Source organism: Citrobacter braakii (genome assembly GCF_002075345.1).
Classification (GTDB): domain Bacteria; phylum Pseudomonadota; class Gammaproteobacteria; order Enterobacterales; family Enterobacteriaceae; genus Citrobacter; species Citrobacter braakii.
Map to the genome: position 1 here is coordinate 398,631 of NZ_NAEW01000004.1, position 12,359 is coordinate 410,989.

General features: G+C 51.3%; 11 protein-coding genes. 1 reads left to right on the forward strand and 10 read right to left on the reverse strand.

Going from position 1 to position 12,359, the window contains the following annotated elements:
• Positions 1–83: 83 nt before the first annotated feature.
• The 9 genes from pgk to tkt all read right to left on the reverse strand — a co-directional run bounded on the left by pgk (position 84) and on the right by tkt (position 10,263).
• On the reverse strand, positions 84–1,247 hold the full coding sequence (pgk, locus tag BZK42_RS11750; protein ID WP_003027032.1) for a phosphoglycerate kinase: 1,164 nt from the start codon (positions 1,245–1,247) through the stop codon (positions 84–86).
• 39 nt (positions 1,248–1,286) lie between these two features.
• The gene (gene epd, locus BZK42_RS11755) at positions 1,287–2,315 is read right to left on the reverse strand and encodes an erythrose-4-phosphate dehydrogenase (RefSeq protein WP_016154379.1); all 1,029 of its coding nucleotides are present in this window, start codon (positions 2,313–2,315) and stop codon (positions 1,287–1,289) included.
• Positions 2,316–2,602: 287 nt separating this feature from the next.
• Positions 2,603–3,313 carry a nucleoside/nucleotide kinase family protein gene (locus BZK42_RS11760; RefSeq protein ID WP_016157432.1) on the reverse strand — a complete coding sequence of 237 codons (711 nt, stop codon included), beginning with the start codon at positions 3,311–3,313 and terminating at the stop codon, positions 2,603–2,605.
• Positions 3,310–3,819 carry an MltR family transcriptional regulator gene (locus tag BZK42_RS11765; RefSeq protein ID WP_016154381.1) on the reverse strand — a complete coding sequence of 170 codons (510 nt, stop codon included), beginning with the start codon at positions 3,817–3,819 and terminating at the stop codon, positions 3,310–3,312. The genes BZK42_RS11760 and BZK42_RS11765 overlap by 4 nt, the downstream gene beginning before the upstream one ends.
• Before the next feature lie 15 nt (positions 3,820–3,834).
• Positions 3,835–4,806, reverse strand: a complete 972-nt coding sequence (gene glpX, locus BZK42_RS11770) for a class II fructose-bisphosphatase (protein WP_019077647.1) — start codon at positions 4,804–4,806, stop codon at positions 3,835–3,837.
• Positions 4,803–6,080 (reverse strand): zinc-binding dehydrogenase, encoded by a 1,278-nt coding sequence (locus tag BZK42_RS11775; protein WP_065554321.1) that lies wholly within the window; start codon positions 6,078–6,080, stop codon positions 4,803–4,805. Before BZK42_RS11775 ends, glpX begins: the two co-directional genes overlap by 4 nt.
• A 24-nt stretch (positions 6,081–6,104) precedes the next feature.
• Positions 6,105–7,484: a PTS mannitol transporter subunit IIBC gene (locus tag BZK42_RS11780; RefSeq protein ID WP_016154384.1), complete on the reverse strand. Its 1,380-nt coding sequence runs from the start codon at positions 7,482–7,484 to the stop codon at positions 6,105–6,107.
• Positions 7,485–7,511: 27 nt separating this feature from the next.
• Positions 7,512–7,955, reverse strand: coding sequence for a PTS mannitol transporter subunit IIA (gene cmtB, locus BZK42_RS11785; protein WP_016157436.1), 444 nt, complete (start codon positions 7,953–7,955; stop codon positions 7,512–7,514).
• Between the two features lie 316 nt (positions 7,956–8,271).
• Positions 8,272–10,263, reverse strand: a complete 1,992-nt coding sequence (tkt, locus tag BZK42_RS11790) for a transketolase (RefSeq protein WP_016154386.1) — start codon at positions 10,261–10,263, stop codon at positions 8,272–8,274.
• 279 nt (positions 10,264–10,542) lie between these two features.
• On the opposite strand from tkt, the gene loiP reads away from it, so the two are divergent.
• A complete protein-coding gene (loiP, locus tag BZK42_RS11795; protein ID WP_016157437.1) occupies positions 10,543–11,301 on the forward strand; it encodes a metalloprotease LoiP in 759 nt (252 codons plus the stop codon).
• Between the two features lie 111 nt (positions 11,302–11,412).
• Here the strand turns inward: loiP and speB are convergent, their stop codons facing one another.
• A complete protein-coding gene (gene speB, locus BZK42_RS11800; RefSeq protein ID WP_016154388.1) occupies positions 11,413–12,333 on the reverse strand; it encodes an agmatinase in 921 nt (306 codons plus the stop codon).
• Positions 12,334–12,359: the final 26 nt, after the last annotated feature.

Sequence of the window (12,359 nt, forward strand, 5' to 3'; positions counted from 1 at the left end):
GAGTCCTGTATCTTCGGCCTTGGAAAGGGGGCGCGCTCGACAGCGCGCTAATAATTGGGCAGGTTTCCCTGCCCATCAATGTCTTACTTTTTAGCACGCTCTTCGAGCATGGCTACTGCTGGCAGTACTTTGCCTTCCACGAATTCGAGGAATGCGCCGCCGCCAGTAGAGATGTAGGAGATTTTGTCAGCAATGCCGAACAGGTCGATTGCTGCCAGGGTGTCACCGCCGCCTGCGATAGAGAATGCTTCGCTGTCTGCGATAGCATTAGCAACGATTTCAGTACCTTTGCGGAAGTTCGGGAATTCGAACACGCCAACCGGGCCGTTCCACAGAATGGTTTTCGCATTCTTCAGAATGTCAGCCAGCTGCTGTGCAGAAGCGTCGCCGATATCCAGGATCTGCTCGTCTTCTTTTACATCGCTAACGGATTTAAGCGTAGCCGGTGCAGTTTCAGAGAATTCTGTCGCTACGCGAACGTCAGTCGGGACCGGGATATCGCAAGTCGTCAACAGACGCTTAGCTTCATCAACCAGGTCAGCTTCGTACAGGGATTTGCCGACGTTGTGGCCTTGAGCAGCAACGAAGGTGTTCGCGATACCACCACCAACGATCAGCTGGTCAGCGATTTTTGACAGAGAGTCCAGAACGGTCAGTTTGGTAGAAACTTTAGAACCACCAACGATAGCCACCATCGGACGAGCAGGTTCTTTCAGCGCTTTACCCAGCGCATCCAGCTCAGCAGCCAGCAGCGGACCAGCGCAAGCTACGTCGGCGAATTTACCGATACCGTGGGTAGAAGCCTGCGCACGGTGAGCGGTACCGAAAGCGTCCATTACGAATACGTCGCACAGCGCAGCGTATTTTTTGGACAGCGCTTCGTCATCTTTCTTCTCGCCCTTGTTGAAGCGAACGTTTTCCAGAACAACCAGTTCACCGGCAGCGACTTCAACGCCGTCCAGGTAATCTTTTACCAGGCGAACCGGAGCAGACAGTTTGTCTTTCAGGTAGTTAACAACCGGCAGCAGAGAGAATTCTTCGTTGTACTCGCCTTCGGTAGGACGACCCAGGTGGGAAGTTACCATCACTTTAGCACCCTGTTTCAGGGCCAGTTCGATGGTCGGCAGGGAAGCACGGATACGCGCATCGCTGGTTACTTTCCCTTCTTTAACTGGTACGTTCAGGTCCGCACGGATAAAAACGCGTTTACCAGCCAGATCCAGATCGGTCATCTTAATTACAGACATGGTGAATCCTCTCGTTGATTCATAAAGTTTTGTCGACGCTCAAGCGTCGAGCCTGAAACCAATAGCAGCCATCGCTAACGTTGTGTCGAGCATACGGTTAGCAAAGCCCCATTCATTATCACACCAGACCAGCGTTTTGATCAGGTGAGCGCCACTCACGCGCGTTTGCGTACCATCAACGATGGCGCTGTGCGGGTCGTGGTTAAAATCTACAGAGACCAACGGTAATTCCGTATAGTCAACTATACCATGAAATGCACCTTGTGCTGCTTTTTGCAGCAACTGGTTGACTTCACTGGCTTTTACTGGTTTTTTCACCGTCACGCTTAAGTCGATCGCCGTCACATTTATGGTCGGTACACGCACCGCAATCGCTTCAAAACGATCGTTAAACTGCGGGAAAATTCGCGTGATGCCCGCCGCCAGTTTGGTATCAACCGGAATAATAGACTGGCTGGCCGCTCGCGTGCGACGCAGGTCAGGATGATAGGCATCAATAACCTGCTGATCGTGCATCGCTGAGTGGATCGTGGTGACGGTACCAGACTCAATGCCGTAAGCATCATCCAGCAATTTTATGACGGGTATTATGCAATTCGTGGTGCAGGAGGCGTTGGAAACGATCCGGTGTTCAGCGCGCAGCTGATCCTGATTAACGCCATACACAACGGTTGCGTCGATGTCGTGACTACCAGGATGTGAAAAGAGCACTTTTTTTGCACCAGCGGCAATATGCGCCTCGCCGTGTTCGCGGTTGCCGAAGACCCCCGTACAATCCAGCACAACGTCGACACTTAGTTCGCGCCAGGGAAGCGCATCGAGCGTTCGCTCATGCAGAATGCGGATCGCGTCATCGCCAACGATGAGCTGGTCACGTTCCTGACGAACATCCCAGGCAAAACGTCCATGGCTGGTGTCATATTTCAACAAATGCGCCATGCCTGCAGCATCCGCCAGTTCGTTGATTGCCACCACGGTGATTTCCGCCCGACGCCCGGATTCATACAAAGCACGAACCACGTTGCGTCCGATGCGACCGAAACCATTAATCGCTACGCGTACGGTCATAGGTCTCCTGCAAGGATTTCTCAGAAACGATGTGGCAGACAGAGTAATGCAGCAAATCGCTCAGGGAAACCTTACCTGTCGCAAACTGCGACTAATTGGTTAATTGTCGAACATTTAATCGACTGAAACGCTTCAGCTAGAATAAGCGAAACGCGGAATAAAAGGAATGATTGTCCAGCCAAAGAAAACAGTTATCTGACGTACATCACATTTTTCCCGCTGAGACCGGGGGAAATTATTCCAGTAAGCCGTAATAATCATTACGGCTTAACAGGAATAATTGGCCTTCACGCAATCCGATATTCACCAGATTCCAGCATCTCCAGCGTCAGGTCACCAGGCAGACTCGCTTCCAGTACCCGACGAACATTCGGTCCGTCGGTACGCTCATAAAACGCCTCAGCGTCAGCTTGTGATAGTCCGCCCGCCAGTTTACGGCCTACCAGTCGTGTACGGAGCGCGTTTGCAGGTGCACGAATAAACAGCGAGTAATCACAAAACTCAGCTAACGCCCGCCACCTTTCATCATCGCGTAATAACCAGTTTCCTTCCACAATCACAATCGGCGCGGTCACTGTTATGGCCGCTTCTACCGGATCGTGTTTTTGCCGGTCGTACTGAGGCCAGGTGCCCTCCCCTTCCCTTATCAAACGTAGATTCTGTGCAAGCTTATCCACATCAAAGGTTTCCGGCGCACCTTTGTATGCTCGCAGGTTATGAGCATCCAGCCAGGTGTTGTAGTGATGGAAGCCATCCATCGGCAGCGTCTGGATCTCCGGCAGGCCAGGATCCTGACGGGAGAGATATTCCCAGAAGGTGGTCAGCGTCGATTTACCCGTACCAGGCGGTGCGCTGAGAAAAACGATTGTTCGTCGCTGCGGGTGAGTGGCGTGTATTTTTGCCAGCTGTTGTAATAACGGTTTGTGGACGTTCTCTATCTCATCATCACGGTAATGTGCTTCAACCTGTAGCCCATTCACCGTTAGTTTGATTTTCACGGCGTTAATTCCTTTAAAATCGCCGTCACTGCCAGCGTCATTGCCGTCTTGACCATTGCGCTAAAGCGCACTTCGGACCACGCAGCAAAGTCGGCAAATTTCATCGACTCCAGCGCACCGTAGAGCGTTGCGTTACGGGTGATACTGTTCACGTTGCTGACAAAATCCCAGGTAATGTCATCGGCAAAACCGGGGATATTATCCTGCTCGTTCAGGTACTGATAAAACTGAGAGAAATGGGTGATGTCGGCATAAAGCCATTTATCCATTTTTCCCAACGCATAAATCAGACGTAACGCAACGTCGATATCGTCAAGCGGTCCACTTTGGGCGAGTAACGGCTTCACTGCATATTCCACGATCTCTTCATCGTTATTAACGAACAGCGACGGTAGAAAGCGCTTAATGCCCTGGAGCAAAATGTTATGTGCCGTCGTCATAAACGAGAGTAAATTATTTTGAGCATCCAGTTGCTCAAGCACATCGTCTTCTGTCAGCGTCGTCATTCGTTTCTCGATAAATCACCATGAATGCAGAGAGTCTATTATATTACACGTTCGATCCGCGCCGCCGATCAGTAAAGTTTGCGTGCGCACACCATTCGCAACCTGTTGGATCCCTTTCACAAGATCGCCGCCCGTGACCCCTGTCGCGCTGAAGAGGATCTTATTTCCCCCTACCAGTTCGTCCAGCGCGTAGATCCGGTTGATCGCAACGCCCATTTCCGCGCAGCGCTGATGTTCCTGTGCCGCAATCAGACGATTATCTGCGTTATTTCCTTTCGCTTCGCAAAAATCAATCAGTTCAGCCTGCATATCGCCCCCCAGCGCTTTAACCGCACAAGCTGAAATAACCCCTTCAGGCGCGCCGCCAATGGTATACATCAGATCATAAGGATTCTCCTGCATACAGGCCAGCACGCTGGCGGCCACGTCGCCGTCGGACAGAGCAAAGACCTTGACGCCAAGCCGTGTCGCCTCGGCAATCGCTGGTTGAAGGCGCGGCTTATCCAGCGTCACCATCCGCAGTCGCTCCAGCGGTTTACCCAACGCCTCTGCCACATTACGCAGATTATCTGCCAACGGCAGCGCCAGATTAATCGCCCCTTTCGCAAACCGATTAACAACCAGTTTTTTCATGTACATATCAGGAGCGTGTAACAAACTGCCGCGAGGGGCAAACGCCATGACGGCCAGCGCATTGCTTTGCCCCATAGCCACCATTCGGGTTCCTTCAATAGGATCAACGGCGATATCTACCTCAGGTCCGGTGCCGGTTCCCACTTCCTCACCAATCCACAGCATCGGGGCTTGATCAATCTCCCCTTCGCCAATAACGATGCGTCCGCGAATGGCAATACTGTTCAATGCTTCCCGCATTGCCGTCACAGCCAGACCATCAATCTTGTTTTTATCGCCGCACCCGGTTTGCGGCCAGGCTGCCAGTGCAGCCTGCTCCGTGATACGAAATAGCGGCCATGCCAGCGACATCATATCGCCGCCTCCCCGATATCAACGCCAAAGTGTGCCAAAAGGTATTTTTCTGCCTTTTCATTCCAGATACCGTGCGTCTCCTCCACCAGTAGCGCCAGTTCTTTGAATAATGGGTCAGTTTTCCCTTTCTCGGCAAAATCAGCAATGGCGGTTAGTGGCATGATAACGCCGTTATATATCAGCTTCTTACCGCCGGGGATCGCCGGTAAATTCAAAACAGTTTCCGGAACTGCATCAAGGCCGCCAATGTGCGTCACCATAAACGACGGTTGCAGTTGGCCAGTTGCACTGAGCGCAATGGCCTCTTTCATATCATCCGTTGAACCACCGGATGTCCCGACAACGTGAGTGCTGTTGTAGTGCACGTTATAAAAATTAAACGGCACTTTGAAGTTACTGTCCGTAGGACCGGCAAAAAAATTCAGGCAACCATCTTCCGCGAGTAAATCATCAGCCATCTCAACAACTGCAGGCACTGCCGCATACACAAAAACATCATCAAAACCTGCGTCATGAGTTAACGCTCGCAGCATCGCTGTCGGAGAATCCATGCCAGTAGTATTCACATAGATGAGCTCAATCCCCTTTTCTGCCGCCAGCTCAACGGGCAACAGTTTTTTAGCCTGAGCCAGTCGTGCTTCGTCAATGTCGACCACCACCACGCGCGACGGCTGAATATTCCCGTTAATGGCATAATCTATTGCACCAATACCCATCGGCCCGGCGCAGGCCAGAAGCGCAATGTTCCCCCCTGGCTTAATCCCCATGCGATGCTCATAAACGTAAGGCGTGGTGTGAAAATTCGCGTTATACGCGCCAATAATACAGCACATCGGTTCTGCCAATGAGGCGGCGGCAAAATAAGAGCCGTGGTAAGGCAAAACGCATCCCAGGTTAATCGCCACTTCCGGGATAATCATATATGTCGCATTGCCGCCAAAATATTCATAGCTGTATCCCGCTGAATATCCACTTGGCAATCCCATCGCGGGTTGCAACACAAAACGCTGACCTTTCTTATATTTATCCGTCAGGTTTTTTCCCACCTCAACAATAATACCTGCACATTCATGTCCGGTAATCACCGGATGGTTTTCCAGATCGTCCGGTACGCGTTTATGATCGCTCCCCAATGCTGCTGCTTTCCAGGTGGACAAACAAACGCTATCGGATATTACGCTTACTAACAATTCATTATCTGTAATTGCAGGCAGTTCAAACTCGCGGATACGAATATCCTGCTTGCCATATATGGCAGCAACTTTCGTTTTCATATTCACTCCAAAAATAGAAGAAGGCTAGTTCGCAGTAATGCGTTTAAATAAATCATCCAACAATGGGTCACCAATATAGTTCTTAATCAGCACTAATGGCTTTTCACTTACACGTTTAACACGACCTTCAAGACTGGCATGGGTGACAATAATATCGGCATCTTGCGGAACGTTTTCGATAGCATAATGCGTCACAGTAATATTCAATCCCGCTTTCTCCAGACGCTTACGAAACGTGGTTGCCCCCATAGCACTGGAACCCATTCCTGCATCACAGACAAAAGCGACGCGTTTAATGTTTTTATAAGAGAATTTCCCTTCCTGCTTCATCGCTTTGACGGTTCTGGCTGATTCAGCAAAGTCATCTTCACTTTCTGTTTCAACGTTCTTTTCCATTTTCAGGATGACAGAGGTAATAACAAAAGTAACAACGGTTCCCGCGGTAACTCCTGCAATGGTCGCGAGGAAAGAACCTTTCGGCGTTAATGCCAGATAGGCGAATATGGATCCTGGGCTTGGCCCCGCAACTAACCCACCGTCCAGCAGGTGGAATACCCACGTCCCGGTCATTCCCCCGGCAATCATCGCGATCAGGGTCAGAGGCTTCATCAGCACATACGGGAAATACAGTTCATGAATACCACCGAGGAAGTGGATAATCATGGCGCCTGGCGCAGACTTTTTACTCATCCCTTTGCCAAAGATAGCAAAGCCGAGTAACAAACCTAATCCCGGCCCTGGGTTAGATGCCACCATGAAGAAAATCGATTTTCCCGTTTCAGAAGCTTGCTGCATCCCCAGCGGATAATACACCCCCTGATCGATGGCATTGTTCAGAAAGAGGATTTTTGCCGGCTCATTGATTACGGATAGCAACGGCAGATAGCCCGCATGAACCAACGCTTCAATACACTCCTTCACGAAATTATTGGCAATGAGAACCGCCGGGCCGATAACTTCAAACCCCAGCAAGCATAAGAGCATTCCCGCAATACCAAGAGAGAAATTATTGATAACCATCTCGAAGCCTGCAGGAATGCGTTTTTCCAGCAGACGGTCGATATGCTTAATCACCCAACCGCCAAGCGGCCCCATTACCATCGCGCCAAGGAACATCGGGATATCCGCGCCCACAATAACGCCAATAGAACCAATGCCCCCCATTACCGCACCGCGTTTCCCGCCAACCAGATGTCCCCCTGTGGAGCCAATCATGACGGGCAGTAAATAGGTAATCATCGGACCGACAATTTTGGCGAAATGCTCATTCGGCATCCAACCAGTAGGAATAAATAATGCGGTAATAAAACCCCAGGCAATAAATGCGCCGATGTTAGGAATGACCATTGCAGTCAAAAACCCACCAAAAGCCTGGACTTTGGCACGAGCAGACTTGTTTTCCATAATAATATCCTGAAAGGAAACCGTTAATTATGCTTGAGCGATAATATCCGCCAATTGTTTTTCTGATTTAGCCGCTAACAAAGCGGTTAGTGCTTCCTCTTCACATAATAATTCGCTTAAGGCCTGAATAGCGCCAATGTGTGAATCAGCATTAGCCGCCGACAATCCGATTAATAATCTGATACCTTCATCATCTTCGGCAAATTTCACTTCCTGTTTGAGAAGCGTTAATGACATACCGGTTTTTAACGCGCCACACTCCGGTCGAGCGTGCGGCATGGCGACACCGGGTGCTAAAATATAATAAGGACCATTGTTAATCGTTGAGTCTTTAATGGCCTGAATATAATCTGAATTGACATAATGGTTGGCAAGTAAGGATGACATAGAAAAGTCAATTGCCTCCTGCCAGTTCTTTGCTGAATTTTTTATTGAGATAGATGATTCGGGAAAGTAATCAATCAGCCGCATACATTTTCCTTATTTTATTTTTAGGGTACGAGTTAGCGTTAAAAATAAAATACGCGCACGGCGAAATGAAATCAATCGAGGAGAAAACTACATACAGCGCAGAATGTTTTTTGGTGATGCCTTTAAAAACAATGAATTGAGAAAAGAAATATAAAAGTCAACAGAAATAATGTGATTCAAGTTGCAAATATAAAACATCGCTAAATATCATATTTGTGATGCAAATCTACATTTTCGGGTTGCACACGACCAAATAAATTTAATTACTTTAAAAAAACGGGCCGCATAAGCGACCCGTTTTCACCTGTAATCAAAATTACAGCAGTTCTTTTGCTTTCGCGACAACGTTGTCGACAGTGAAGCCAAACTCTTCAAACAGCAGCTCAGCCGGTGCAGACTCACCAAAGGTAGTCATACCAACGATAGCGCCGTTCAGGCCCACGTATTTGAACCAGTAGTCTGCGATACCCGCTTCCACTGCAACACGTGCGGAAACAGCTTTCGGCAGTACGGACTCGCGATAAGCGGCATCCTGTTTGTCGAACGCGTCGGTAGACGGCATGGAAACCACGCGCGCTTTAACGCCTTCAGCGGTCAGTTTGTCCCAGGCAGCCACAGCCAGCTCAACTTCAGAACCGGTAGCGATGAAGATCAGTTCCGGCTGACCGGCGCAATCTTTCAGCACGTAACCACCGCGCGCGATGTTCGCCAGCTGCTCTTCGGTACGTTCCTGCTGTGCCAGGTTCTGGCGGGAGAGGATCAGCGCGGTCGGACCGTCCTGACGCTCTACACCGTATTTCCATGCAACGGCAGATTCAACCTGGTCACACGGACGCCAGGTGCTCATGTTCGGGGTCACACGCAGCGAAGCTACCTGCTCTACCGGCTGGTGAGTCGGGCCATCTTCGCCCAGACCGATGGAGTCGTGGGTATAGACCATCACCTGACGCTGTTTCATCAGCGCAGCCATACGCACCGCGTTACGGGCATATTCCACAAACATCAGGAAGGTGGAGGTGTACGGTAGGAAACCACCGTGCAGAGAGATACCGTTAGCGATAGCGGTCATACCGAATTCACGTACACCGTAATGGATGTAGTTACCGGCAGTATCTTCGTTGATAGCTTTAGAACCAGACCACAGAGTCAGGTTACTTGGTGCCAGGTCAGCGGAGCCACCGAGGAATTCAGGCAGCAGAGGACCAAACGCTTCAATCGCGTTCTGAGACGCTTTACGGCTGGCGATTTTCGCCGGGTTAGCCTGCAGCTTAGCGATGAACTCGTTCGCTTTTGCGTCGAAGTCAGACGGCATTTCACCTTTCATACGACGGGTGAATTCAGCGGCTTCCTGCGGGAAGGCTTTCGCATAAGCAGCGAACTTCTCGTTCCATGCAGCTTCTTTTGCCTGGCCTGCTTCTTTCGCATCCCACTGCGCGTAGATTTCAGACGGAATTTCAAACGGCGCGTATTTCCAGCCCAGCTGTTCGCGGGTCAGTGCGATTTCTGCATCACCCAGCGGCGCACCGTGAGAGTCGTGGGTACCAGCTTTATTCGGGGAACCGAAACCGATGATGGTTTTGCACATCAGCAGGGACGGTTTGTCGGTCACAGCGCGAGCTTCTTCAACTGCGCGCTTAATCGCGTCAGCATCGTGACCATCAACGCCACGAACCACGTGCCAGCCGTAGGCTTCGAAACGCTTAGCGGTGTCATCGGTGAACCAGCCTTCAACGTGGCCATCGATAGAGATGCCGTTGTCATCGTAGAACGCTACCAGTTTACCCAGCTTCAGCGTACCGGCCAGGGAACATACCTCGTGAGAGATACCTTCCATCATGCAGCCGTCGCCCATGAAAGCATAGGTGAAGTGGTCAACGATGTCGTGACCAGGACGGTTAAACTGCGCCGCCAGCGTTTTTTCGGCGATAGCCATACCCACAGCATTCGCAATGCCCTGACCCAGAGGACCGGTAGTGGTTTCAACACCCGCGGTGTAACCCACTTCCGGATGACCCGGCGTTTTGGAATGCAGCTGACGGAAGTTCTGCAGCTCAGACATCGGCAGATCGTAGCCGGTGAGGTGCAGCAGGCTGTAAATCAGCATGGAGCCGTGGCCGTTGGACAGCACGAAGCGGTCACGGTCAGCCCAGGACGGGTTAGTCGGGTTGTGGTTCAGGAAATCACGCCACAGGACTTCGGCAATGTCAGCCATACCCATCGGGGCACCCGGGTGACCGGATTTGGCTTTCTGTACTGCGTCCATGCTCAGCGCACGAATAGCATTGGCAAGCTCTTTACGTGAGGACATTTTGACTCCAGATCGGATAATGAAGGCTGAGCCCTTAACGACTTGACGACAGCGCGTTTTGGGCTACGCCGGAAAAAAGTGCCAACAATGTAACCCAAGCCGCGTGTCATGTACATGGAGCATCCTTTTACCGCTTCAGAAATCTCTGGATTATGCGCGCAAGTTGCGCAATCTTCTCGCCCGCTGAATGTTCTTTTCTTTATACTAAGGCCGAGCGTCGGTTTACCTGCAAACGACGCATTTTTTAGAAAAATCCTGACTTTGTGCGGAAGAGAAAAAATGAAAATTCGCGCTTTACTGCTTGCTACGAGCATGGCGGCGGCATTGACCGGCTGCCAGAACATGGACTCAAACGGACTGCTTTCTTCTGGCGCAGAGGCTTTTCAGGCCTATAGTCTGAGCGATACTCAGGTAAAAGCGCTGAGCGATCAGGCCTGTAAAGATATGGACAGCAAGGCTACTATCGCCCCTGCCAGCAGCGAGTACACAACGCGTCTTGGCAAAATCGCCGCCGCGCTTGGCGACAACATTAACGGCCAGCCGGTGAACTACAAAGTCTATATGGCGAAAGATGTGAATGCCTTTGCCATGGCGAACGGTTGTATCCGCGTGTACAGCGGCCTGATGGACATGATGACCGATAACGAAGTCGAAGCGGTGATCGGCCACGAAATGGGCCACGTCGCGCTGGGTCACGTGAAAAAAGGCATGCAGGTCGCGCTGGGCACTAACGCCGTACGTGCAGCAGCGGCTTCCGCTGGCGGCATTGTCGGCAGCCTGTCACAGTCGCAATTGGGCGATCTTGGCGAGAAACTGGTGAACTCGCAGTTCTCCCAGCGTCAGGAATCCGAAGCAGATGATTACTCGTATGATTTGTTGCGCAAACGTGGGATCAATCCGGCAGGACTGGCCACCAGCTTTGAGAAACTGGCTAAACTGGAAGCAGGACGCCAAAGCTCAATGTTTGACGATCACCCGGCATCTGCAGAACGTGCGCAACACATTCGCGATCGCATGAGCGCAGACGGGATAAAATAATCCTCGAACAGTGCCGGATGGTGGCGTGAACGCCTTATCCGGCCTACAAATTCAGCAATAATGTAGGCCGGACTAGCGTCAGCGACATCCGGCAAAATAGTCCAAAACCCGTTATTCGCCTTTCTTCGCCGCCTGGATATACAGCATTTCCAGTGCCAGCGTAGCCGCCGCCAGCGCGGTGATCTCTGACTGATCGTAGGCCGGAGCTACTTCCACCACATCCATCCCGACGATATTCAGATCTTTCAGACCACGTACCAGCTTGATCGCGCGATCGGAAGTCAGACCGCCGATCACGGGCGTACCGGTTCCTGGAGCAAACGCCGGATCGAGGCAGTCGATATCAAAGGTCAGATACACCGGCATATCACCAACAATCTGCTTAACCTGGGCGATGATGTCATCTACGCCGCGATCGTTCACCTGGCAAGCATCCAGCACGGTAAAGCCGTTATCTTTGTCGAACTCGGTACGAATACCGATCTGCACAGAGTGATTCGGATCGATCAGACCTTCGTTCGGCGCAGTGTAGAACATGGTACCGTGGTCGAATTCACAGCCGTTAGCGTAGGTGTCGGTGTGGGCATCAAAGTGCACCAGCGCCATTTTACCAAAGTGTTTAGCGTGCGCGCGCAGGAGCGGCAGCGTGACGAAGTGGTCACCGCCGAAAGAGAGCATGCGCTTACCAGCAGAAAGCAACTTCTCAGCATGCGCCTGCAGTTTTTCACTCATTTCACGGGCATCACCGAACGCATAAACCAGATCGCCGCAGTCCACCACGTTCAGGCGCTCGCGCATATCGAAGTCCCACGGGAAGCGATTGTGTTCCCACGCCAGGTTAGTGGAAACCTGACGGATCGCAGCCGGACCATGACGACCGCCCGCGCGGCCAGACGTTGCCATATCAAACGGTACGCCGGTGATCACCCAATCGGCGTCGCTGTCGTACGGCATGAAGTTCATCGGCAGACGCAAAAAACCAAAGGCGTTAGAAACCAGGGAGTTGTCGTATTGATGACCTAAGGTGCTCATGTACTGACCTCTTTTAAAATCGGTGA

Excerpts from the sequence above, each read along its gene's own strand:
- pgk (WP_003027032.1), bottom strand. The coding sequence starts at position 1,247 with ATGTCTGTAATTAAGATGACCGATCTGGATCTGGCTGGTAAACGCGTT.
- epd (WP_016154379.1), bottom strand. The coding sequence starts at position 2,315 with ATGACCGTACGCGTAGCGATTAATGGTTTCGGTCGCATCGGACGCAAC.
- BZK42_RS11765 (WP_016154381.1), bottom strand. The coding sequence starts at position 3,819 with ATGACGACGCTGACAGAAGACGATGTGCTTGAGCAACTGGATGCTCAA.
- glpX (WP_019077647.1), bottom strand. The coding sequence starts at position 4,806 with ATGATGTCGCTGGCATGGCCGCTATTTCGTATCACGGAGCAGGCTGCA.
- BZK42_RS11775 (WP_065554321.1), bottom strand. The coding sequence starts at position 6,080 with ATGAAAACGAAAGTTGCTGCCATATATGGCAAGCAGGATATTCGTATC.
- BZK42_RS11780 (WP_016154384.1), bottom strand. The coding sequence starts at position 7,484 with ATGGAAAACAAGTCTGCTCGTGCCAAAGTCCAGGCTTTTGGTGGGTTT.
- cmtB (WP_016157436.1), bottom strand. The coding sequence starts at position 7,955 with ATGCGGCTGATTGATTACTTTCCCGAATCATCTATCTCAATAAAAAAT.
- tkt (WP_016154386.1), bottom strand. The coding sequence starts at position 10,263 with ATGTCCTCACGTAAAGAGCTTGCCAATGCTATTCGTGCGCTGAGCATG.
- loiP (WP_016157437.1), top strand. The coding sequence starts at position 10,543 with ATGAAAATTCGCGCTTTACTGCTTGCTACGAGCATGGCGGCGGCATTG.
- speB (WP_016154388.1), bottom strand. The coding sequence starts at position 12,333 with ATGAGCACCTTAGGTCATCAATACGACAACTCCCTGGTTTCTAACGCC.